The organism is Nitratiruptor sp. YY09-18 (assembly GCF_016593235.1).
GTDB lineage: Bacteria > Campylobacterota > Campylobacteria > Campylobacterales > Nitratiruptoraceae > Nitratiruptor.
Map to the genome: position 1 here is coordinate 1,669,500 of NZ_AP023065.1, position 21,543 is coordinate 1,691,042.

The following is a 21,543-nucleotide window of genomic DNA, read 5'->3' on the forward strand; positions in this document are numbered from 1 at the left end:
CAAAAAGGAATGATTCGTATCAATTTCTATAGATGAATATTCCTGAAGGCTTAGGGACTGCAATACTAAAAATTGGCTTCCACTCTTTTATATCTACTCCAATCACTTCACTATTGCCATTATTGGAGACGTACAAAAGTGGCTCTTCATTGCTCCATCGCACATGCAAAACCATCCCACCAAAATCAAATCTCTTGACTACTTGAAGTGTACTCGTATCTACAATCTGGACTATTGGAAACTTTTTACCACTAAATGTTACTGCAAGATATTTTCTATCCGGACTCAAAGAGGTAAAGACAGGATTGCCTTCTACTTCTATCGCTTTTATGAAATGGAAATCCTTATCAAAAACAAAAACTTTATTATCTCCAACTGCTGGGATGAAGAATTTGTCTTTCATGATCGACCAAAAACCAAAATGAGGCACTTTCAACACAATAGTTCTCTTTTCTAATCTCAAAGGGACACGCTTGTACTCAAAAGTATCAAGATTTAAAACTCCAACAAATGGAGAATTAAAAAAACCTACTACATAGAGATTTTTATTAATCATTGCATCAAAAGGCATCTCACCAGCATTTTTTACAATTTTGACTTTTGAAAAGAGAATTTTTTTATGGGGTATACCAAATTTATCAAAAGTGGTCTTGGTCTTTCTTTTCATTATCCATATAGCATCACTATCCATTGCTGCAAAAACAAGGTAGTCTTTGTATGTTTTGATTCCTACATTCCTTGACCCTGTTTTAATAGTTTGAAGATGGTGGAGATTTCTATCATAAATCTCTACAGTTTTATTAGCATAGTTTGCAACCGCTACAAAATCTTTTGCAAGAGTAAATCCGATAGCACTTTCGCTCGCCTTTACTTCAGCTACCTTTTTTTCACGAACTGGATCAAACTTGATCAAATACCCGTCACGTGTAATCACATAACCATCACGCTCTATAAACTTTACTACCGCATGGTTGCAATTGTGCATATTGGGTATCTCATTTTTTAATTTATGATTTTCTATTACTGCCAACGCACTATTTTCTCTCTCCACCACAAAAACTTTCTCATGCGCAAAAAGTGTACTTATCACAAATACAAAAAGCAAGACTCTCTTCATACCAATCCTTTAATCTATATAGCAGCTTGGATCTTCAGACCAAAGATCACCATGTATTGCCCAGGCTCTTGGTCGACTACCACCATTGCAGATACTTATCCACTCGCAATTTTCACACTTTCCACTGATTTTCCTCGGAAACTGCCGCAGTTTTTGCAAAAGAGGGTTTGTCTCGTCTAACCATATCTCGTCAAAATCTCTCTCAAAAATATTACCGATTGTACGTGGGAAAAATGGGTCGGGTTTTACATTGCCTTCACTATCGATATTGACAAGATTCCTCCCAGCACTATTGCCACCCCACCGTAAAAGCCTTTGCACGAGCCTCTTTGCAGCCTCTTTATCTCTTCGCTCCATCTCTTGCAAAAGCATCACACCATCCATCTCCATATTTCCCGTAACAATATCTATTTCTTTGCCCTCTTCATAGTATGCAAAGGCTTTTTGTATGATGTAAGCAACTGCATCTTTTCGCTGCTCTTTTGTAAGATCCATCTTGAGATTGTCTAAGCCTCTTCCGCTATAGACAAGGTGAGAGATGTAAATCTTATCAATTCCCTTATCTTCTGCCAAAGCAAATATATGCTCGAGTGCAGCAATAGTCTCTTTTGTGATAGTGAAGCGAATTCCCACCTTTGCTCCATGCTCATGAATAAGATCGATCGCTTTGAGACTCATTGCATAACTGCCCTCTAAACCTCTAAATCTGTCATGAATCTCCTTCGTTCCATCAATACTGATTCCAATATACGAAAAGGTATCGATAATGCGTTTGACATTGGCATGGTGTATATAGAGACCATTTGTCGAAAGATAAGTAGCAATTCCCTCTTCGCGCATTGCTTCAGCAATTTCAAAGATATCTTTTCGTGTCAGCGGCTCGCCCCCACTAAATATCACAAACTTCACACCTGCTCGTTTGAGCTGGGGAATAGTTTGGAGAATTTTTTGCGTAGTGAGGGTATCAGTAGCTTCAAGTCCAGCTTTGGAATAGCAGTGTAGACAGCTGAGATTGCATCTATTAGTAAAGTTCCAGATGGCTATTGCTCCACCAAGTCTGCGCGTTGGTAGATCTTCGATACTCGATTTTATCATTTGACTGAGACGAAACACTACTTATCCTTAAAACTTTTGATATAGTCCACGATCGATCGCAACTCTTTTGGACCAAGATCAAACGCTGGCATCGCGTTCCTTTTGTATCCAAGCTCTTTGTACGTATGCTCTGGATCTACAATCTGTGCCATTATCTGCGCATCACTTCTTTTTTTGGCAATTTGCGCAAATGGCGGTCCAAAAGCCATAGCTGTTTGATGGTGGCATCCCCAACACTTCTCTTTAAAAATAGAGTATCCAAAAAGTCTAGGATAAAACTTTCTATTTTTATTAATGAAGTTATATTTGCCCACCGGAACATTTGCTGGATAATCTTTTAATTCTCTAAATGTATCTGTCTGCCATACAAGAAGATCGCCATCTGGCTCATAAAGACTTAAATATGCAAACCTTCCGTCTCCACTAAATTCGGTATGAATATAGCGTTTGCCTTTTCTTGGGATAAGCTTTTTGATAGTATATTTATCCTTATCTACAAGCACCAATGCATCACTGCCGTTATCTACCCATAGATACCTGCTTGCTGGATGTGTTTTGACAAAAAAGCCATCTCCTCCCACATCGATTTTTTTTACAAGCTTCCAATCATACATCTGCCACACAGTGATGAAAGATTTACGAAGATGCGGGGTGGCAAAATAGAATTTGCCATCTTTATACCAATAGGTAGCACTAAAGAGATGCGGCATTCCCTCTATAGGCGCACTAAAGACCTCTTTGCGTGTTTGTATGTTATAGACTCTCAAGTCTCTACCATGTCGTGTCGTACCAATAATATACTTTTCAAAAGGATCGATGAAAAAATCCTCTATCGGTTTATCCAGATCATATGCACTAAATTGCAGATTTTTTGTATCTACTTTGTAGAGTTTCGGCTTGTTTCTTAGAGTAAAAATAGCCTCATCTTTACTATAGAGTTCATAAAGAGCACTAATTTTTCCATCGACATCATAGAGTTTAACAGGTTCAAGACTCTCTCGCTCAAGTACTACTACCCTCTCAGGCAAAAGGCATGTAGCAAAGAGATACTTCCCATCACGGCTAAGCGAAATGTTGCGTAGATTCACACATGCGCGGATTTTTGCCTCAAGCCTTCCATTCTCAAGGCTATAATGACCTATCCATCCATCTCTTGTAGGAACATAAAAATTCTTCCCATCAAGAGTATATTTGAGTCCACCATGGACATTGGCAAACGCAAATCTATCTAAAACCTTCTCATCCTCCATCACCCATACACGATTGGCTCCCCTCTCTACAACAAGTGTGACATTATCTATACTCTTTATCCCTAAATTTTTCTTAGGATTATGAAAGATCTTTTTACTTCTTTGTATATCCTCTTTACTCCATGTTATATTTTTAGCAGGAGTACGCAGATAGCCTATTATTGCATCTATCTCTTTATCACAGAGAAATGAAAATTTTGGCATGAGAGTTTGTGGGAGAGAGTTTTTAATAATATTGTGAAGTTTTTCATCATTTAGATGTTTGATAAATTGTGGGAGAAGCGGAGGGGCTGAAATTCCTTCTCTCTGTTTCCCATGGCACATCGCGCAATATTTTTGATAGCTATCATAGCCACTATTTTGTATACCTGTTGCTTCCAGTTCATGCACCAAAGGAGTGGCAAAGAGTGAAGTGAGAAAAAAAATAGATACTATTACCTGCTTCATTGTTTTACTCCTCTATGAGGAGCAAGAACTACCAAGCATCTTGGCACTTCTTACTCTTCAATTATTGTACTAGAATTTACTTAAACTGGGGCAAAACCCCAGTTTGAGATCTTAATAGATATCGTATTTGGTGTTGAATACGTTGAATTTACCAGTTGGTGTACGTACCCAGTCTCCTGTAATAGCTTTTTTGAGTTTGAGTGAGTTTGCATCATAGACCAAGATTGCACTTGGTTCAAGTTTATTACCCCACACACTTACCCAAAATTCATCACCGTCTTTATTGAATTCAATATGCACTGGACCGCGAGGTTTAACTTTGATTTTTTTGCCATTGACCGTGACAGTTCTCTCTTTTGTATATTTACTAGGAATTGGGAGAGTTTTAACCACTTTGAGTTTGTTCTTATCAATCACATAGAGTTGTGTTTGTAGCTTTCTATCTGGGTTAACCGGTCTATCAGCAATGATATATTTACATGCTGGGTGTGTTTTGACAAAGAGGTTACCACCACCATCTCCAGGAAGTTTAATATCAGCAACTACTCTCCATGCATATTGTGGATGGTACGTTGGATCTGTTCCTATACAGACAACATCATTACTACCAATGTGTCCTGTACACCAAATTGGACCATATTTTGGATGGTTAATATTAGCACCACGTCCTGGGTGAGGTTTGACTCCTCCTGTCGGAATAATTGCAGCAACTTCACCTTCTTTCGTATCAACTGCTACGACTTTATTTCTTGCGTTTGCAGCTACGAGGAAGTAGCGTTTTGTCAAATCCCAACCACCATCATGGAGATATCTCTCAGCCATAAGCATATGGATATCTGGGTTTCTAGGGTCAGAGTAGTTATAGAGCCATACCTGTCCTGTCTCTTTAACGTTAATAACCCATTCAGGTTTATGGTGGTTAGCAACGATTGAAGCAACACGAGCCTCTCTTGTAAATTCACCTGTATCGTAGGTATAACTTGCGGTTGATACGATTTGAATTGGCTCTAATGTATCACCTTTGAGTGTTACAATTGAAGGAGGCCAGTAACATCCTACTACCGCATACTCATCCTCATACCCTTTTGCTTTTGAGGTATCGATACTTCTTGCGTCATTACATACACGAATCTCCGCAACGTTTTGCGGTTTTTTCATCCATAGGTCAATAACGCTCGCTTTCCCATCACGACCTATCGCATACATATAGCGGCCAGATTTACTAGTCCTCAAGATATGTGTTGCAAATCCAGATGGTACGATACTCACAAGCTCTTTTGTATCGCCATCTATAATCGCAACTTTACCCACATCTCTAAGTACTACACCAAAGTAGTTTTCCCAGTTTCTCTTTGTTTCTGGTTTTGTAGGTCTCTTTTCAGGTGGCACAAGAACTTTCCAGCTCTTTCTCATGTCTGCCATGCTTTTTTCTGGAGGAGACACAGGTGGAAGCTGGATAAATTTTGCCATAAGCTTTGTCTCTTCTTTTGTAAGCTCACCAGAAGCACCCCAGTCTGGCATACCGCCTGGAGTACCGTTATAGATAATATACTCTAGCGTTTTTGTTCCTAATTGCTTAGTTTTTTTCGGGAGGAGGTTCGGTCCTAGGGCACCTTTTCTAAGCATCCCATGACATCCAGCACATCTATCAAAATAGATCTGCGTAGCTTTTTTCATCTCTTCAGGACTGAGTTTAACATCATCAGCCATAGCTGTAGAAGAGGCAAAAAGCCCAAGAGCAACCATAGTGCTCATTACAATTTTTCCAGTCATTTGTTTCTCCTTTTTTTTGATTTCCCCCTCCCCTATAGCTTCACTCGTTAGGGATATCTCCCTGCTCCATTTTTCTCTTCTCATCAAAATATATCCAGATCATCGGCAAGATGATCAGGGTATGAAGTGTAATTGTAAGCGTCATTGGCCCTTGGTTGAGAATTGACCAAAAGCTACATACAACATCTGTGCATGGTTCTATCATAACTTCTCCTTTTGTATTGTTTATGCAGTAGCTGCAGCTGTTTCTACTTGAGAAACTTCTACTGGCTGTTTTTTGGTACATGTCAAGAGATCATACACCAAGAAAACATAGCCGACAATTACCATGATCCCGGTAGCAAGTCTCCACCCCAAACCTTGGACAAACCACTGATTAGCCTGCGCTACAAAGTAACCTTCCCATGTAGCACCATACATACCGCGTTCAACCATAGTTTGCACATAAGCTGAAAGTGTAAGAGCTACTGTCATGAAAAGCACACCAACAGTAATGAGTGCTATAGCCCACCAGCCAGCTTTTGTCATTTTAAGCTCTTTCAGACCTGCTTTTCCTTGGACTGCAAGGTAGATTGCTGCAATCATAATAGCTACATATGCACCAAAGAATGCCAAGTGTCCGTGCGCTGCTGGCCATTGTGTTCCGTGAGTATAGAGATTGATTTGAGGCAAAGTATGCATAAATCCCCAAACACCAGCACCAAGGAAGTTTCCAAAAGTCTCAACAGTTAGCCATGCAAATGCTGGAACATTTTTGATGGTATTGCCTTTACCTCGCTCTTTACCCCAGTCATAAAGAACATGCACAAATAGACCTACAAGTGGAACTGGCTCAAGTGCACTAAAGAGCGCACCAATTTCCCACCAGTACTCTGGTGTACCAATCCAGAAATAGTGGTGACCAAGACCCAAAATTCCTGATCCAAACATCATGGCTACTTCGATCCAGAGCCACATCTCAACTACTTTTCTGTTTGCATTGAGTGTTTTGATGAGGATATAGCCACCAACTGCCGCTACATAAACCTCCCATGTAGCTTCAACCCAGAGGTGAACAACCCACCACCACCAATATTGATCTACTGCGATATTATCGGTGTAAAACATACCAGCAAGATAGAGGCCAGCAAGAGCTACCAAATCAGCCATCAATACAGTCAAAATTCCTGATCGTTTTCCTGTAAGTGCAGTTGCATAGACATTGTAGAGGAATATAAGTACAACTACAACGATACCTATATCTGCCCAACGTGGAGCTTCAATATATTCACGTCCTTCAGTAATAAGCCATGTAGTCATCTCGGTACCAGGACCAACTTGAATAAAAAGATATACAAGCACTACCACAGCGACTGCTGCTGTGAGCACATAAAATGCTAGATTGCCTAGCTTCACTCCTACAACTTCTTTGCCTGCTTCATCTGGCAAGAGCCAGTAGACTGCACCAATCATTGCATACAAAAGCCATACAACAAGTGCATTAATATGCACCATTCTTGCGATTGAAAAATCAAGTGTATTGAATAGAAAGTCTGGGTACAAAAATTGAATCGCTGCTATTAACCCAAATAGAAGCTGGGCACCAAAAAGAACAATCGCCACCGTAAAATATTTAAGCGCTAACTTTTGCCCTTCATAGAGCTGTACACTATTTCCTTGCATTGACTGCTCCTTTGATTTTTCCAAAGTTTCTCGGGAAACCGTTCGTATCAATTGCTGACATAAATTTCAAGTATGCAACCACCGCTTTTGCTTCATCTTTGGTGATTCCAAGATTTGGCATTTTTCTCTCATGCATAGCCATTGCAGGAGGATTTTGTAAAAATGCAGCCATCGCATACTCTTTACCACCATAACCCTGACCAATTACATTCCAAGCTGGATCAAGCCATGCTTTTGTAAGATCTGGCGCATAGTATGCCCCATTTCCTAGCAGTGTATGGCAATCCATGCAGTTTTTAGCTTGAATGGTGAGCTTTCCTTTATGTATAAGGGCACGAGCTTCCTCTTCTGTATAGTCATCTCTACCGAAGAACTTCTCTTTCTCCTCATATTTGCTCTTTCCATTGGCATCCATACCGCCAATAATTGGTACTTCATGCCCTCTTTTTGGTGAGAGCTGGTAGTCTATTTTGTAATTGATGACTAGCGGAGATGGGATACGTTTATCTACTTTGTTTTGTATATCTTTGGCTGTTCCCATCTGCATCTGTGACATACTATCTACTGTTAACAATATCAGCAGTACCGCTGACACACCTGTTACCCATGTTGCCGACCTTCGCCAGAACCTGTTACTGGTCCATACTGATGGCTTGTTTTCCATTGTGCCTCCTTTTAACTAATAACCTCTTGATGCTCAAATCGTCTATGCACCTTTTCAAGCAAAAAGTAGACGATATGAGGAAAGACCAAGTAGCCTACCATTGCACCTATGAGCACCTTTTGCGTATAGGGCTCAACCCGCAGTAACTCACCCAAGTAGTACATGCTCACTACCAGTGCTATCCAGGAGAGATATGCAAATATCATGAAATACTTCTTGACCAATCGCAGCTTCACTAACGTAAAGAAACCCGCATACATCATCCCTAAGAAGATGATGGCTGCAGATACTACGAAGATTGGCAAGAAGTCGTGACTTGGAATATCTTGCATATAATATTCCATCTTCTCTCCTTTATTTTTGTATTTACATTTCAAATTTTAGTTTTTTTGGAAATGAAAAGCTTTGATATATGTCAAAAAAATTTTTATTCCTATTTAATAAGGATAAATCTATAATGTGTAAAAAATTTGTGAGAATAGCAATGGAAGCAATTGAAAAATTTTATCTCTTTGATTATTTACCAGAAGGCAAGAAAAAGCGGCTGAGAGAAATCTCTACTATCAAAGAGTTTGCAAAAGGAGAAATAGCTTTTTTTGAGGGTGAACGCACTGATAAGCTCATGCTACTTACTGATGGAATCATGCAAATTTATAAGAGTGATCAAAAGGGTAACAAAATAGTCTTACATATCTTCTACCCTTATACTCTCATTGCAGAAATCGTCAATTTTAATAATATGCCCTATCCTGCTACGGGAGAGTTTCTCACCGATGGCAAGGTCATACTCATTGACTATCCAGCTTTTGAGCAAGAGTTTCTCAAAGATCCAGAAATTGCTTTTACCATCATAAAGTCTCTCACCGATAAAGTTCGCTATCTTGAGCATGTTATCACCAATGATATAGTTCTCACCTCTACCGCAAGGGTTGCAAAATTTATCTATGAGCATGAAGATGAGTTCTTACATATGAAAAAAAACGAAATAGCAACACTTCTCAATATCACTCCTGAAACGCTTTCACGTATCATTACAAAATTTAAAAATCTCGGACTTCTTAAAAAAGAGCACTCTTCTTACAAGATAATCGATAAAGAGAAGTTGAAAAATTTCTTTGAATAATTCATCTTAAACCATAAAGGAGTAATATGAGATTAACTTCTATCATTGTCAGTAGTTTGCTACTCTCTTCAACTCTATTAGCACATGAGAGTGAGGCAGTGCAAGAGCATGAAAAGCCATATTACATAGTGCTCAAAGGTATCCATAATTTTGGTGATACATATAGAGATGAAAAAGGTGATCATGTAATGGAGTAGGTGTCGATCTTGGATATAGACTTGGAAACGGTTTTGCGATAGAGATTGATGGGAGCTATGAAAAGACACATGTCACTGTAAAAGAAGAGGCTGAAGGTGAAGAGCCAGAGTTTTTACGAGAGTCGATCAAATATTGGACCTCATCACTCGATTTGGCATATACATATGAAGTTACAGAAGAGCTAGGGATTCTCTTCAAAGTTGGATATGAGTATGAGTATGAGAAGAGTGATTCAGAAAAGAGCCATGATACAGGTTTCGTGTATGCAGCAGGATTTGAGTATGCTATCGATCCAGCATGGAAAATCATCGGAGAATATGAAAAGTCTACTATTAATGGGCCAAAAGGGGATATGATTACTCTTGGAATAATGTATAACTTTGATTTATAAGAGGCGAAGGAGTGAATGAAACTGGCAAAACTTATCCTCTCCTTCGCTTCTATCCCCCAAATGGGGGAGGAGATTAAAGGCTGGCACTAAATTTGTAGTCGAGTTGGATCCAATATTTTGTAGTATCAGGTTTGTTAAAACTATCATCACCGCTGCTATAATTTGCATATTTGAGGAGCAATCCTAAGTTTTTATTGATTTTATATTTGTAAGCTATATCGATCTCGTTGCCAAGATCATCATCACCTGCACTGTTATCGGTATCTGCATTGAAACTATGATAAATACCGATGATTTTTCCATATTCACCGAAGTTATAGCCAAGCTTGATAGTAAAGTCCTCGAGCCCTTCAGGCGGAGTTTTCAAAAACATATCTGCCCAACCGTTCATAGCATGGAGTGTAGCAAGAGGTGTCCAGAATGCAAAATCACCTGAACCTTTGTCACCAAGATGCTCAAATCCTAGCCCTCCAATAAATCCACTATATGTTGCGTTCACTGCTACATTATAGTACTCAGTATCTTGCTTACGATTTGGACTGTAGAGAGGATCATCTTCGTCATCTAGGCTTGGATCGTTTTGTACAGCATACTCTGCGGTATAGCCAACTTTTACACCATTGAGATCCACTTTGCCTGTAAGTCTTATACCAATATGATCAGCAAAGTTTTCTACCATATAGTCATATGCAGTAATAGTAAGCTCAGGCGCTACTTTGTATGCACCATGTAAGAGCACAGAACCTGTTTTCATATGTTTATTGAGGGGTCCGTTGCCATCAGTAGCAAAGATTCTATTGACATTCCAGACATACGCTCCCAAGAGGCTGAGATTTTCCACTCCATTATAGATAAGTGCAGCCAAATCATAGGTTTGTGGCATTTGTCTCCAGCCAACATTACCAATAAAGCGTGCATTGTCAAGTACGACCATCTTTCTACCCACAATAACTGCAAATCCGTTGGTACTATAGCTCACATTTGCTTGTGTTACACGCGTTTGCGACTCATCTGCCACAACTGGATATCTACCCGACTTATCTTCTGGAGCATAATCATTTGTTAGATTTGCAACATTGATCACTTGCAACTGTGCACCAAGCCCATCAACGTCAAAAAGATTTGCATTCAAGCCCAATGCTGTTCTTACAGTAAGTGCACTTGCTTCATCTGGCTTGTTATCTTGATCAACATACTCATATCTTGGGCGAATTTCAAGACTCACTTTAGGATTAGAGATGATATTTTCTAATGCATTTGCACTCGCCATGCTACTCATGCCAGCTACTAAAAGTGTTGCAGCTGTAAGGCTTAATCCTACTTTTCTCATCGTTGCTCCTTTTTGGTATTAAATCTTCTTAAAGAAGATTTTTATTCTTTATATTAATTCATAATATACAAATTATAGCAATAGCTAATAATCACTTTCCTTGATTTAAATCAATTAATTAATAATTTTTCTAAGAATTTTTCTATAGAGAGATTCTCCTCTTTTGCTCTTTGCTCAAGTACATCGTAGAGTTTTCTTGGCAGATAGCTTACACCTCTTACCTTCTCTTCTGCTTCAAAGCGCATCTGATCATAGATGCGTTGCATCTGAATGCGTTTCTCTTTGGGCACCCAACTGCGCATAGACTTATATTCGACGAGTTTGCCATCTTTATAGACACCACTCACCTCAGCATAGACCCAGTAATATCCTTTGTCTTTTCGCAGATTCTTTACATAGCCACTCCAGATTTTTCCTGCCTCTATAGTCTCCCAAAGCTCTTTAAAGACTCTCTTTGGCATATCTGGATGGCGCAAGATATTGTGAGGCTTACCTATAAGTTCCTCTGGTTTATACCCACTGATATACGCAAAAGTCTCATTTGCATAAGTAATTATACCTCTTAGATCAGTGCGAGATATAATCAGTTCATCTTTTGGTACTTCGGTCTCCACAAACATATCCCATGTGATATCCATACCTTGCCTTTAAATATATTTCTTTTTCAAATCTCCATGATAGACGATTTGCTCTGCTGGAACATCTTTCTCCAAGATCTCAGGGACTTCTGCTTGCATATCAAGATCTTCCCGTAAAGCCTCTAACTCCTCTTCACTATATGAGTAGATTAAATCTGCAGAGAGAACTCCATCTAAAAACTGCAAAGTTTTGAGTTTTTTTATCTCTTCAGCTGTATCTTTTCCTTCGATAGTAACTACTATATATCCACTCTCATCAACAATATGGATATCACATACATTTGCTTCTTCTACGCCTTTTTTGACTCTCTCCAAATCTTTTGGATTACAGCGAATCACACAACTACTTAATGTCATGGCAACCTCCATATTTTGATTTCTCCTGTCTCACTCGCACTAAGCACCCTCTTCTCATCCAAAAACCGCACGACATTGACAATATTTTTATGTCCTATAAGCCGATATTGTATATCCAAAGATTCTACGCTGGCAACTTTGAGAATATATTTCTCATTATCACCAAAAACTACATAATGATTCATTGGTGAAAGAGTAGTTACATATATAAAAAAGTCGGGATTTTTATAAACCTTTGGCTTACCACCTCGGAGATTGTATATTGCCAGTGTCTTATCTGCTCTACTTCCTGCTGCGATCAAAGGATTGTTGATTGCAATGGAGAGTATTTTATCTTTATTGACATCTTTAAAGAGCTTGATATGTTCGAGGTTTTGAGGATTTAAGACAACAACCTCTCCTCCCTCATCACCAATTGCAACCATTTTACGCGATGGATCCATAGCCATCGCAGCATAGAAATACTCACCAGCTTTAGCACGCTTAACTATTTTTCGAGCAACCAAATCATAGAGAACCACCTCATCACTCATAAGAGCTAATATTGCATGCTGCTTATCCACAAATTTGGCAGCTTTGGCATAAAGATGCAATGATTTATCGAGCACTTTTGAAGCATTCCCATCTCTATAAAGATAGAGTTCAGCATATCCATCTTCAGCCTGTGCGAGGTACAGAATCTGATCATCTAAAACATCTACACTATAAATATCTGCATCATGAAGTGTTCCCATGAAGTCTTTGATCTTGCGTACTCTCAAACTCTTTTGTACACTCAAATTTTCATCCATTATTACAACTTTGCCTGCATCTGTTGCTAGATATATTTTATGATTGGCAAATACTGCATCAAGAACAGCAGCTTTAATATTTACACTTGACGCAGGAGATAAATCTGCTCCATAGAGCAAAACTCCAAGGAGCAATACTATAAATATTTTCATCCCTCTTCCCCTATTACTATAGCTTGTGTTGGGCAGACTCCTATGCAAAATCCACATCCTGTACACTTCTCATTGACTTGTGGAGTAAAAAACCCTGCAAATTCTATCGCATTATCGAGACAAACATCCTTACACATACTGCATACTGTTTTGTTCCAAGCAAGACAGAGAATCTCTTTGATACGCACTTGCGGCAAAAGTCTCTTATAATCAATGTTTAAAACATCCTCATTACACGCATATGCACATGCATCACAGAAGGTGCAGCCTGATTTTCGAAAATCTAAAGAGGGTGCACCGTTTTTGATAACTATTATCTCCTCTTCACAAGCTTTAACACATGTTTTATCGGCACACTCTTCACATTTTCCAAAATCTTGCACACTTTTAAAATATGGAGGGTAGAGAGGAGACTCCTCTCTTTGTACTTGGATCGGCTTAATAAGTGATCTAAAAAATTCCCTCCTTTGCACTATTTTACTCCCTCCATCAAATTTTTATACAGAGTTGAATGTTTTTTGTTTTCAACATTTCTAAAGTCTGGTTTGAAGGTATTGCTTACCAGTGGATGAGCATTTGCTTGCGGTGCGTGGCACTGCACACAGTTGTATCGCTGTGGTGCGATATCCTTTTTTTTGGCCATGAGTGCAAGTCTCTTTTCATACGCTTTTTTATCCTCATACAATTTTTGCTTGATAAGTTTTTTCTTTGTTGCAAAGAAAAAGTCTTTAAAGTGTGTTGGAGGAAGTGGTGTAGCACCCATACTCTTTGCTACACTTGGCATATGACATCCAAGGCATGCATTATGATCAAGGGTAATCGGAAGCAATCCATCAATACTATGTGGGATCATTGGCGGTGCATTCTCATAACTTCTTTGAAAACGTTTTGAAGTACCTGGAGCTGCCTTTGAGTATTCAACTTTTGGTGGAGTTCCTTTACTTCCATAACTCAATTGATCTTCAGTCACCACTTTTGAACCTGCAAAAGCAAATGTAGCAGCAAAAAGTGCTGTTGCAGCTGCCATTGCAATCAATCCTTTAACTTTCATGACTATCTCCTTTTTTTGCAAAATCACGAATACTAAAATAGAGTGCATCATCATCACATACTTCGACACACCGTCCACACAGTGTACACTCTCCCATATCTACCATCTGGCTCTTTTTGCCTATCATATAGAGTACCTCTTTTTCTGGACACACCTCTTTACACTTCATACAGAGTGTACAGTTTGGCTGGTTATGATGGACGCGAAAGAGGTTGTATCTGCCAATGATAGAGTAAAATCCACCAAGAGGACAGATATGTCCACACCAGCCATTTTTTAAGACAAATAGATCAAAAAGAAATATTGCCACAATTGCCGCCCAGCCAAATCCCATACCAAAGACAATACCTCTATGCATCATCGAAATAGGACTTACCATCTCAAAAGCAGCAGTCCCTAGCAAAAATGAGAGGATAAAGCTCAGTCCCAAAACCCAGTAGCGGATATTGCGACTTGCCCACCACTTTTTCTCAAACTTATCAAGATTCCACTTGCGTCTGAGATAGTTTGCTAGATCAGTGACCATATTAATAGGACAAACATAACTACAGAAGGCTCGTCCACCAACAAGTGCATAAAATATGGCAACAATAACAGCACCTATAATGACATCTGCAGCAGCAATAGCGCCTGTCGCAAATATCTGCAATAGCGCATAAGGATCAGCCAAAGGGATTTTTTGAAATAGGAGCGATGAGCTAAGATTTCCTTGCAAGATCTTCCAGCCCCATGCATTGGCTCCAAAATAGAGCACCAAAACACTAAGCTGTACTAAGCGTCTTGCAAGTAAGAATCTATATTTATCCCATAACTTACTCAAAATCTATCCCCTCATTCAAAGATTCCACTGCACTCTTTTTGCTTCTTGGAGTCACAGTAGTACCAATCCCTTTGCTACCTTTCAAGCGCTCTTCATCTTTTTTCTGCCACCCTTTGACATAGTGCTCACCAACTTTCCCGAGCGCTACATCTCTTGGGAATACTTTTATTGCTGCGATCTCAGTTACACATGCGTGTTCACAAAGCCCACACCCTGTACAGTAATCTGGATCTACCACCGGCAAAAGCTTCGCGTGCTTTCCTGTCCTCTCATTGCGTCTTAGCTCCATATATATAGCTTTATCCAAAAGTGGACAGGCACGATAGCAAGCATCACATTGTATCCCCCAGTAAGCGATACAATCTTTAATATCTACTATCGCTACACCCATACGCATCATTGTAATGTCAAAGACCTTTTTGCCACCTTCCTCTCTTGTGACACTCTCAATATCGAGCGCACCAGTCGGACATGGTGGCACACAAGGGATATCCTCGCACATATAGCACGGAATATCCCTTGGTATATAGTATGGCGTACCAAGAGGCTTGTAATCTCCCGGTTTTGCCAACATCAACGTATCATAGGGGCATGCCTCTACACAAAGCCCACATTTGATACAAAGTTTTATAAACTCATCCTCTTTTCTAGCACCTGGTGGTCGCAGCAAAAGCTGGGAGGCTTTTGCCTCATCGACAAAAGCGCTCCAAACAATTGCTCCTGTAGCAGCTATTGCTACATTTTGCGCCATCGATACAAGGAAGGCGCGTCGATTTTTATCCATTATCCCCTCCCAGCCGTCTTTCAAGCCTTATAGATTTTGACTGCGCACTTTTTATAGTCAGTCTGTTTAGAGATCGGACATGTTGCATCAAGTGTTACAAGGTTGATATAGACACGCTCATCAAACCAAGGCACAAATACGAGTCCGCGTGGCGGTCGGTTACGGCCCCTTGTCTCAACACGTGCTTTACACTTACCGCGGCGGCTCTCGATCACTACCAAGTCACCCCGTTTTACACCACGTTTTTTCGCATCTTCTGGATGCATGTAGCAAAGCGCTTCTGGAACTGCTCTATAGAGCTCAGGCACTCTCATTGTCATTGTTCCACTGTGCCAATGTTCAAGCACGCGTCCTGTACAGAGCCATGTGTCATATTCATTATCTGGAACTTCAGGTGGCTCCATGTAAGGTCTTGCAAAGATTTTGGCTTTGTTTGGCAAGTGAATTTTTGGTTTATGACTATCTGGTCCATGGAGATTTCCTTGTGGAATCACCTTAAGTGCGTGTCCATAGAATGCAAACTCACCTTTTACATGGCCAAGCTCTTTTTCTCGTTTTGCATATGGATCGTAATTGACATTAAATCGCCATGGAGTATCTTTGCCATTAACAACTGGCCATCTGAGACCTCGCACTTTGTGGTATACATCAAATGGCGCATAGTCATGTCCTCGTCCTGCACCAAATTTACGATACTCTTCCCAGCATGCTTTTTCAAGGAAGAAACCATATCCCTTCCATGGTTTGCCATCAGTACCGATAACGTTACGTTTATCACCTTCTGCTGTAGTGTTTCCATGACCTTCAGCAATCGGATCAGGCCACTTGAAGCTTCTGTAGTAATCGTTTGCAAAGAGTACATCAAAGAGTGTATCATCTGGACTGTATCCCATTTTCTTCGCTTCATCGAGTACATTTGGCAAAACTGTTCCATCAGGAAGTTTCCACTCTTTCCATACCTCTTTGAGTTTAAATCGTTTTGCAAATTCAGTGTATTGCCAGATATCAGGCATCGCATCCCCTACTGGAGTTACTTGCTGTCTCCAGTGCTGTGTTCGACGCTCAGCGTTACCATATGCTCCCCATTTTTCATAGATCATCGCACTTGGCAAGATAAGATCGGCAACTTTTGCACTGATTCCTGGATACCCATCACTTACTACGATAAAGTTATCCATTGTGCGTGCTGCTTTTATCCAGTGGTTGGCATTTGCAGTATCTTGCCATGGGTTACATACATGTACCCAAGCAAATTTTATTTTGCCATCTTCAAGATCGCGCATAATTTTTACGATATGGCTTCCAACTTTTGGATTGAGCGTTCCTTTTGGAAGACGCCAAATCTTCTCAGAGATCTCTCTATGTTTTGGATTGAAAACCACCATATCTGCTGGGAGTCTGTGTGCAAATGTACCAACTTCACGTGCTGTACCACACGCACTTGGCTGTCCAGTAAGCGAGAATGCTCCACTTCCAGGAAGTGCTTGTTTACCAAGCAAGAAGTGTACTACGTAGCTAAGTTCATTATCCCAAGTGCCTCTGGTGTGCTGGTTCATACCCATTGTCCAGAAGCTCACAACCTTACGCCCTTTTTCTACATAGAGATCTTTGAGTCTTTTGAGTTTTGCTTTGAAGCTCTCAAGGCTCTCATCAGGATCACCTTTGGCCACTTTTGCCACATAATCAAGTGTATACGGTTCAAGTGATTTTTTAAACTCTTCAAAGCTGATAGCCCAGTGTTTTCCTGCAGCTTTTGCATGCCTCATCTTCATTACACTAGCTTTACCATATCCAAATGGAGCAAGAGCTTTCTTCTCATCTTCTGAGAGTTTTTTATGGTCTTGATGCCAAACTGTCTCCATCTCTTTTTTGCTATATCCAAGTTTTTCGGCATGTTTAGGATTGCGCATACCATAACCGATATCTGGATATCCTGTAGTAAAGACGCAGTACTCTTTGACAAACTTCCAATCGATTGCATCTGGATGATCATAAACGATACTTCTTGCAATATAGTTCCAGATAGCAAGGTCTGTGTTTGGTTTGAAGATAATCACATCATCTGCAAGATCACAGCTTCTATGGGTATATGTTGAGAGAACAACTACTTTGACTTTATCTGGGTTTGAGAGCTTTCTATCTGTACAGCGTGCCCAAAGAATCGGGTGCATCTCTGCCATATTTGAACCCCAGAGCACTATCGTATCGGTAAGCTCGATATCATCATAACATCCCGCTGGCTCATCGATACCAAATGTCTGGATAAATCCAGCAACCGCACTTGCCATACAGTGGCGTGCATTTGGATCGATGTTGTTACTTCTAAATCCAGCTTTCATAAGTTTTGCAGCCGCATATCCTTCCTGGACAGTGTACTGACCAGAACCAAAAAATGCAACACCTGTTGGCCCAAGTTCATTGTACGCTTTTTTAAACTGCTCCTCCATTACATCGAAAGCTTTTTTCCAACTCACTGGGCGAAATTTTCCATGTTTATCAAACTCGCCCTTATCATTCATACGAAGCAGTGGTGTCTTGAGCCTATCAGCACCATACATGATCTTAGCCGTAAAGTATCCCTTGATACAGTTAAGACCGCGGTTAACCGGTGCAAGCGGGTCACCTTTGACCGCAACGATTCTATCATCTTTGGTTGCAATCATAATGCCACAACCAGTTCCGCAGAAGCGACAGACTGCCTTATCCCATCGCCATCCTTTTTCAGCCTCTTTTGATGCTGCTTCCATCTCTTTTGGTACACTCAGTCCTACGGCACTTGCAGCAGTGGCTGCAGCAGCGCTCTTGAGGAAATCCCTTCTATCCATAGCCATTGAAGCCTCCTCTTTTTTGATTCCATGTCCCCATGGTTTTACACAAAATCTATTTTACAAATATAATGATATTTGAACATTGATATAAATCAAATTTAATTTTGTTTAGAAAGAGATAATTAAGATAAAAATTCTCCTATTTTGACTATGGTCAAGGAATTTTTTGCAGCTCTTGGATAGAATCTAGTCAAAAAGGAATCCCTATGCACTATCCAGCATTTTTTGATGCAGTCGAAAAGATAACTCTCTTTGATCCATTGGGAGCATTTTTGGGTGCTTTTGATAATGGCATAGTCGAATTTAGCTATCTTGATGCAGTAAAATTTGCAGGCCACTCATGTCCAACAGTTGCTGGAGCATTTTTGATGGCAAAAATAGGACTTGCAAATCTTTTCAAAGATGAACTCCCAAAACGGGGTGAAATAGCAGTTGCCCTGCAGGGTGCAAAGAGTGAGGGTGTTAATGGCGTTATAGGCAATACTATAGCCTATATATGCGGAGTAAGTGATGAGGCTGGCTTCAAAGGTATAGGAGGGCATTTTGATCGCAGCAATAACCTCACCTACAATGCACCAATAAAAGGTCAAGTGAGTCTCACAGATCTAGCAACAAACAACACAGTAACGCTGAGCTATGATCCGTCTATCATTCCACCAGATCCACAGATGAAACCACTCATGCAAAAAATTATGAGTGGGCAGGCAAGCGAGGAAGAGAAGCAACTCTTTCGCTCCCTTTGGCAAGAGAGAGTCAAAAAGATTCTTCTCTCCAAAGAGCTGTGGCCACAGATAATAAAAGTGAGCTAAACTTTGATATACGTTAAATAGTGCTCCTCATCGATTGGCTTTGCATATACTTCATGCCCTCTTTTTTTAAACTCTTCTATGAGGGGCTCTGGCAAGAAGTCGGATTTGAGTACAATCATGGAGCCTTGCGGCAGCTCTTTGAGCTTTTTTGAAATTACAGCTAGTGGATTTTGCCCACTATCTAAAAGCTCGTTCGCATCAAAAACTGCTTGCGGCTCTTGCATTATCCATTGGGGTGCTATTTGCTCTTTTTTTTCTTCATTTATAACTATTGGCTCTTGCCCAACAAATTTGCGCAATGTATTTACAAGCTCTTGCACATCCATCCCACCAACCGCAGCAACCTGACGCAAAGTGGCAACTCTTGCTATAGTCTTGCGCAGTATCGGATTTTTGAGCTTTTTATATTTTGGATTGAGAGCAATGAGCTTCTCTTCAAGCTCAGGATATGTCTGCAAAAGATCATGCACTTTTGTTTTATCAGTTATCTCCATATCTTTTCTCCTCTTTTATACCGCAAAAACATAACAACAAAATCTTTGATAATAAGTATCACACAATAAAGCCACAGCAGATCCATAAAAATATTACGTGGATAGTGCAGATAGAGATAGAGTACCGGCACACCTATTGCAACTGGCCATTTGAGATAGTAGAAAAAAAGAATACCAGCTCCATAGAGGTGGCGCAAAAAGGCTTTGATCTCTTTCATCCAGCGCCCAAAGCTTTCTTGACAACATCACTTGCCATTGAGATATTCCACGGTGGATCCCATACGATCTCTACCGTTACATCTTTGACACCGGGTATGCGCTCAACCGCCTCTTTTACCCACTGCTGCATCATCTGATGCAAAGGACACCCTCTTGTAGAGAGGGTCATCTTCACATGAACATTATTCTCCTCATCAATATCCACATCATAGATAAGACCCAAGTCCACAAGATTGAATCCAACTTCAGGATCAATGACAGTACGAATCGCGTCATAGATCTGCTCTTTTGTTACTTTAGCCATTTTCACTCCTAAACTTGATCATCCAAAATAGGCTTGAGAGTAAAAAGAGAGCTCCAACTACCAAAAAGCTCCCACCAGCTTTGAAAATCTGCCCACTTTGCACAAGAAGACCTAATCCTACAAGTAAAGAACCAATTGCAGTAAACCAAAACTCAAAAGAAGCCTGCTTTTTGGGATACATCTCGTGGAGCATCGGTACCTTTTGTTTGCCAACAAGCTCACTGAAGCGATGAAACCATACTAAAAATGGAACTATCTTATACAGATGCCCATTGATCAAAAACATAAAAAAGACAAACAAAAACCATACTCCACTATATAAGAATCTCTCACTCTCCATGCCACTAAGCAGATAGAGCACTCCTAGCAAAAACGCAAATGCAAAACTTCCATACCCAAAGAGCATCGACATATACCAGATCTCTCGCTCTTTACGCACCCGCGTTTTATATATAAGATAGACTTGATAAAAATAGAGAGCTACCGAAACAAACCCTAAAAGATATCCTACTACTTGCAAAAAGTGCCATGCAAAGAGCACTCCAAAAAAGAGTGTTACAACAGCCGCTACCATACTCCACATCGCATAGCGCACCGGCTTCTCATCAAAACCATGCGCCAATCCAAACATTGGAAGCAAAACAAGGGAAATCCCATAAATAGTGAGCAGTACATAACCACCCAACACTGCAAAGACATGGAATTTGAGCACAGACTCTACTCTAACACCCATAAAGCCACTCAGCGTCAAAGCCATGAGAAATCCGCTCAAAATTCCAACAAGCAAGAAGATATTGGAGTATTTGACGGCCTGCATTGTAAATGTATTGATGGTACTCTTTTTGACTGTGAGCATTACCTCAACAGCAAAGATGATCATAGCTACAAGCACCAAAAGCCCCCCAAAGCTCAGCAGCAATGGTGAGAGCCAAAAGCCACTCACAAGCCCCAAAACTCCAACAAGCAAAATAGGAAAAAGGAGATAGTACCAATCTACACTAAAATGTCCTGTTTCCAAAACTACAGGAACAAGCTGCGCCATAGCACCAAAAATGATCATCATCACATAGCCCACCAAAAAGAGGTGCACCCAACCTGCAACTTTAAGCTCAAGATATGAAAAGTGCGGAGTGTAGAAGAGCAGTGCAATAGCGCTTGCTACAAAGAAGAGTACACCGGCTATAAAAAATGGAACAATGAGAGAAAAAGGCGGCGCGAAATCCTTTGAAATATTAAACATCCCTC

At 40.2% G+C, this 21,543-nt stretch carries 25 protein-coding genes; 4 read left to right on the forward strand and 21 right to left on the reverse strand.

The window, feature by feature from the left end; genetic code table 11:
• Window positions 1-19 precede the first annotated feature (19 nt).
• From JG734_RS08915 to JG734_RS08950, 8 genes are all read right to left on the reverse strand, one after another.
• Window positions 20-1,117 carry a cytochrome D1 domain-containing protein gene (locus tag JG734_RS08915; RefSeq protein WP_201332943.1) on the reverse strand — a complete coding sequence of 366 codons (1,098 nt, stop codon included), beginning with the start codon at window positions 1,115-1,117 and terminating at the stop codon, window positions 20-22.
• 9 nt (window positions 1,118-1,126) lie between these two features.
• On the reverse strand, window positions 1,127-2,230 hold the full coding sequence (locus JG734_RS08920; RefSeq protein WP_201332944.1) for a radical SAM/SPASM domain-containing protein: 1,104 nt from the start codon (window positions 2,228-2,230) through the stop codon (window positions 1,127-1,129).
• On the reverse strand, window positions 2,230-3,909 hold the full coding sequence (locus JG734_RS08925; protein WP_201332945.1) for a cytochrome D1 domain-containing protein: 1,680 nt from the start codon (window positions 3,907-3,909) through the stop codon (window positions 2,230-2,232). Before JG734_RS08925 ends, JG734_RS08920 begins: the two co-directional genes overlap by 1 nt.
• 111 nt (window positions 3,910-4,020) lie before the next feature.
• Entirely contained in the window at window positions 4,021-5,682 is a 1,662-nt protein-coding gene (locus JG734_RS08930; RefSeq protein ID WP_201332946.1) for a nitrite reductase, read from the reverse strand.
• A gap of 40 nt (window positions 5,683-5,722) precedes the next feature.
• On the reverse strand, window positions 5,723-5,887 hold the full coding sequence (locus JG734_RS08935; RefSeq protein WP_201332947.1) for a hypothetical protein: 165 nt from the start codon (window positions 5,885-5,887) through the stop codon (window positions 5,723-5,725).
• Window positions 5,888-5,907: 20 nt separating this feature from the next.
• The gene (locus tag JG734_RS08940) at window positions 5,908-7,344 is read right to left on the reverse strand and encodes a cbb3-type cytochrome c oxidase subunit I (RefSeq protein WP_236586928.1); all 1,437 of its coding nucleotides are present in this window, start codon (window positions 7,342-7,344) and stop codon (window positions 5,908-5,910) included.
• Entirely contained in the window at window positions 7,331-8,008 is a 678-nt protein-coding gene (locus tag JG734_RS08945; protein ID WP_201332949.1) for a cytochrome c, read from the reverse strand. Before JG734_RS08945 ends, JG734_RS08940 begins: the two co-directional genes overlap by 14 nt.
• A gap of 11 nt (window positions 8,009-8,019) precedes the next feature.
• Window positions 8,020-8,352: a hypothetical protein gene (locus tag JG734_RS08950; RefSeq protein ID WP_201332950.1), complete on the reverse strand. Its 333-nt coding sequence runs from the start codon at window positions 8,350-8,352 to the stop codon at window positions 8,020-8,022.
• 113 nt (window positions 8,353-8,465) lie between these two features.
• On the opposite strand from JG734_RS08950, the gene JG734_RS08955 reads away from it, so the two are divergent.
• From JG734_RS08955 to JG734_RS08965, 3 genes are read left to right on the forward strand one after another with little or no spacing between them, the layout of a single operon-like run.
• Window positions 8,466-9,131, forward strand: coding sequence for a Crp/Fnr family transcriptional regulator (locus tag JG734_RS08955; protein WP_236586930.1), 666 nt, complete (start codon window positions 8,466-8,468; stop codon window positions 9,129-9,131).
• A 26-nt stretch (window positions 9,132-9,157) separates the two neighbouring features.
• Window positions 9,158-9,328 (forward strand): hypothetical protein, encoded by a 171-nt coding sequence (locus JG734_RS08960; RefSeq protein WP_201332951.1) that lies wholly within the window; start codon window positions 9,158-9,160, stop codon window positions 9,326-9,328.
• Window positions 9,329-9,372: 44 nt separating this feature from the next.
• Entirely contained in the window at window positions 9,373-9,720 is a 348-nt protein-coding gene (locus JG734_RS08965) for an outer membrane beta-barrel protein (protein WP_236587036.1), read from the forward strand.
• A 73-nt stretch (window positions 9,721-9,793) separates the two neighbouring features.
• On the opposite strand, the gene JG734_RS08970 is transcribed toward JG734_RS08965, so the two are convergent.
• The 9 genes from JG734_RS08970 to napA form a co-directional block, all read right to left on the reverse strand.
• Window positions 9,794-11,050, reverse strand: a complete 1,257-nt coding sequence (locus JG734_RS08970) for a porin (protein WP_201332952.1) — start codon at window positions 11,048-11,050, stop codon at window positions 9,794-9,796.
• Window positions 11,051-11,160: 110 nt separating this feature from the next.
• Complete coding sequence (locus tag JG734_RS08975; RefSeq protein WP_201332953.1) at window positions 11,161-11,688, reverse strand: PAS domain-containing protein; 528 nt, start codon at window positions 11,686-11,688, stop codon at window positions 11,161-11,163.
• 9 nt (window positions 11,689-11,697) lie between these two features.
• Window positions 11,698-12,045, reverse strand: coding sequence for a chaperone NapD (locus tag JG734_RS08980; protein ID WP_201332954.1), 348 nt, complete (start codon window positions 12,043-12,045; stop codon window positions 11,698-11,700).
• Window positions 12,042-12,989: a WD40 repeat domain-containing protein gene (locus JG734_RS08985; protein WP_201332955.1), complete on the reverse strand. Its 948-nt coding sequence runs from the start codon at window positions 12,987-12,989 to the stop codon at window positions 12,042-12,044. Before JG734_RS08985 ends, JG734_RS08980 begins: the two co-directional genes overlap by 4 nt.
• Window positions 12,986-13,462: a 4Fe-4S dicluster domain-containing protein gene (locus JG734_RS08990; RefSeq protein ID WP_201332956.1), complete on the reverse strand. Its 477-nt coding sequence runs from the start codon at window positions 13,460-13,462 to the stop codon at window positions 12,986-12,988. The genes JG734_RS08985 and JG734_RS08990 overlap by 4 nt, the downstream gene beginning before the upstream one ends.
• Complete coding sequence (locus tag JG734_RS08995) at window positions 13,462-14,040, reverse strand: nitrate reductase cytochrome c-type subunit (RefSeq protein ID WP_201332957.1); 579 nt, start codon at window positions 14,038-14,040, stop codon at window positions 13,462-13,464. Before JG734_RS08995 ends, JG734_RS08990 begins: the two co-directional genes overlap by 1 nt.
• On the reverse strand, window positions 14,030-14,860 hold the full coding sequence (napH, locus tag JG734_RS09000) for a quinol dehydrogenase ferredoxin subunit NapH (RefSeq protein ID WP_201332958.1): 831 nt from the start codon (window positions 14,858-14,860) through the stop codon (window positions 14,030-14,032). Before napH ends, JG734_RS08995 begins: the two co-directional genes overlap by 11 nt.
• Window positions 14,853-15,644, reverse strand: a complete 792-nt coding sequence (gene napG, locus JG734_RS09005) for a ferredoxin-type protein NapG (RefSeq protein WP_201332959.1) — start codon at window positions 15,642-15,644, stop codon at window positions 14,853-14,855. The genes napH and napG overlap by 8 nt, the downstream gene beginning before the upstream one ends.
• Window positions 15,645-15,664: 20 nt before the next feature.
• Window positions 15,665-18,475 (reverse strand): nitrate reductase catalytic subunit NapA, encoded by a 2,811-nt coding sequence (gene napA, locus JG734_RS09010; RefSeq protein WP_201332960.1) that lies wholly within the window; start codon window positions 18,473-18,475, stop codon window positions 15,665-15,667.
• Between the two features lie 203 nt (window positions 18,476-18,678).
• Here napA and JG734_RS09015 point away from each other — a divergent pair, with 203 nt between their 5' ends.
• Window positions 18,679-19,281 (forward strand): FmdE family protein, encoded by a 603-nt coding sequence (locus tag JG734_RS09015; protein ID WP_201332961.1) that lies wholly within the window; start codon window positions 18,679-18,681, stop codon window positions 19,279-19,281.
• Here the strand turns inward: JG734_RS09015 and JG734_RS09020 are convergent.
• From JG734_RS09020 to JG734_RS09035, 4 genes are read right to left on the reverse strand one after another with little or no spacing between them, the layout of a single operon-like run.
• Window positions 19,278-19,775 (reverse strand): DUF1858 domain-containing protein, encoded by a 498-nt coding sequence (locus JG734_RS09020; RefSeq protein WP_201332962.1) that lies wholly within the window; start codon window positions 19,773-19,775, stop codon window positions 19,278-19,280. The two genes, JG734_RS09015 and JG734_RS09020, sit on opposite strands and share 4 nt — an antisense overlap.
• Window positions 19,766-19,993: a hypothetical protein gene (locus JG734_RS09025; protein ID WP_201332963.1), complete on the reverse strand. Its 228-nt coding sequence runs from the start codon at window positions 19,991-19,993 to the stop codon at window positions 19,766-19,768. Before JG734_RS09025 ends, JG734_RS09020 begins: the two co-directional genes overlap by 10 nt.
• Window positions 19,990-20,298 (reverse strand): metal-sulfur cluster assembly factor, encoded by a 309-nt coding sequence (locus JG734_RS09030; protein WP_201332964.1) that lies wholly within the window; start codon window positions 20,296-20,298, stop codon window positions 19,990-19,992. Before JG734_RS09030 ends, JG734_RS09025 begins: the two co-directional genes overlap by 4 nt.
• Complete coding sequence (locus tag JG734_RS09035) at window positions 20,291-21,538, reverse strand: hypothetical protein (RefSeq protein ID WP_201332965.1); 1,248 nt, start codon at window positions 21,536-21,538, stop codon at window positions 20,291-20,293. The genes JG734_RS09030 and JG734_RS09035 overlap by 8 nt, the downstream gene beginning before the upstream one ends.
• Window positions 21,539-21,543 lie beyond the last annotated feature (5 nt).

Coding starts and splice junctions, on each gene's coding strand:
- JG734_RS08955 (WP_236586930.1), top strand. CDS start 8,466: ATGTGTAAAAAATTTGTGAGAATAGCAATGGAAGCAATTGAAAAATTT.
- JG734_RS09015 (WP_201332961.1), top strand. CDS start 18,679: ATGCACTATCCAGCATTTTTTGATGCAGTCGAAAAGATAACTCTCTTT.
- napG (WP_201332959.1), bottom strand. CDS start 15,644: ATGGATAAAAATCGACGCGCCTTCCTTGTATCGATGGCGCAAAATGTA.
- JG734_RS08930 (WP_201332946.1), bottom strand. CDS start 5,682: ATGACTGGAAAAATTGTAATGAGCACTATGGTTGCTCTTGGGCTTTTT.
- JG734_RS09035 (WP_201332965.1), bottom strand. CDS start 21,538: ATGTTTAATATTTCAAAGGATTTCGCGCCGCCTTTTTCTCTCATTGTT.
- JG734_RS09030 (WP_201332964.1), bottom strand. CDS start 20,298: ATGGCTAAAGTAACAAAAGAGCAGATCTATGACGCGATTCGTACTGTC.
- JG734_RS08945 (WP_201332949.1), bottom strand. CDS start 8,008: ATGGAAAACAAGCCATCAGTATGGACCAGTAACAGGTTCTGGCGAAGG.
- JG734_RS08970 (WP_201332952.1), bottom strand. CDS start 11,050: ATGAGAAAAGTAGGATTAAGCCTTACAGCTGCAACACTTTTAGTAGCT.
- napA (WP_201332960.1), bottom strand. CDS start 18,475: ATGGCTATGGATAGAAGGGATTTCCTCAAGAGCGCTGCTGCAGCCACT.
- JG734_RS08925 (WP_201332945.1), bottom strand. CDS start 3,909: ATGAAGCAGGTAATAGTATCTATTTTTTTTCTCACTTCACTCTTTGCC.
- JG734_RS09020 (WP_201332962.1), bottom strand. CDS start 19,775: ATGGAGATAACTGATAAAACAAAAGTGCATGATCTTTTGCAGACATAT.
- JG734_RS08975 (WP_201332953.1), bottom strand. CDS start 11,688: ATGGATATCACATGGGATATGTTTGTGGAGACCGAAGTACCAAAAGAT.
- JG734_RS08960 (WP_201332951.1), top strand. CDS start 9,158: ATGAGATTAACTTCTATCATTGTCAGTAGTTTGCTACTCTCTTCAACT.
- JG734_RS08995 (WP_201332957.1), bottom strand. CDS start 14,040: ATGAAAGTTAAAGGATTGATTGCAATGGCAGCTGCAACAGCACTTTTT.
- JG734_RS09025 (WP_201332963.1), bottom strand. CDS start 19,993: ATGAAAGAGATCAAAGCCTTTTTGCGCCACCTCTATGGAGCTGGTATT.
- JG734_RS08940 (WP_236586928.1), bottom strand. CDS start 7,344: ATGCAAGGAAATAGTGTACAGCTCTATGAAGGGCAAAAGTTAGCGCTT.
- JG734_RS08980 (WP_201332954.1), bottom strand. CDS start 12,045: ATGACATTAAGTAGTTGTGTGATTCGCTGTAATCCAAAAGATTTGGAG.
- JG734_RS08985 (WP_201332955.1), bottom strand. CDS start 12,989: ATGAAAATATTTATAGTATTGCTCCTTGGAGTTTTGCTCTATGGAGCA.
- JG734_RS08915 (WP_201332943.1), bottom strand. CDS start 1,117: ATGAAGAGAGTCTTGCTTTTTGTATTTGTGATAAGTACACTTTTTGCG.
- JG734_RS08935 (WP_201332947.1), bottom strand. CDS start 5,887: ATGATAGAACCATGCACAGATGTTGTATGTAGCTTTTGGTCAATTCTC.
- JG734_RS08950 (WP_201332950.1), bottom strand. CDS start 8,352: ATGGAATATTATATGCAAGATATTCCAAGTCACGACTTCTTGCCAATC.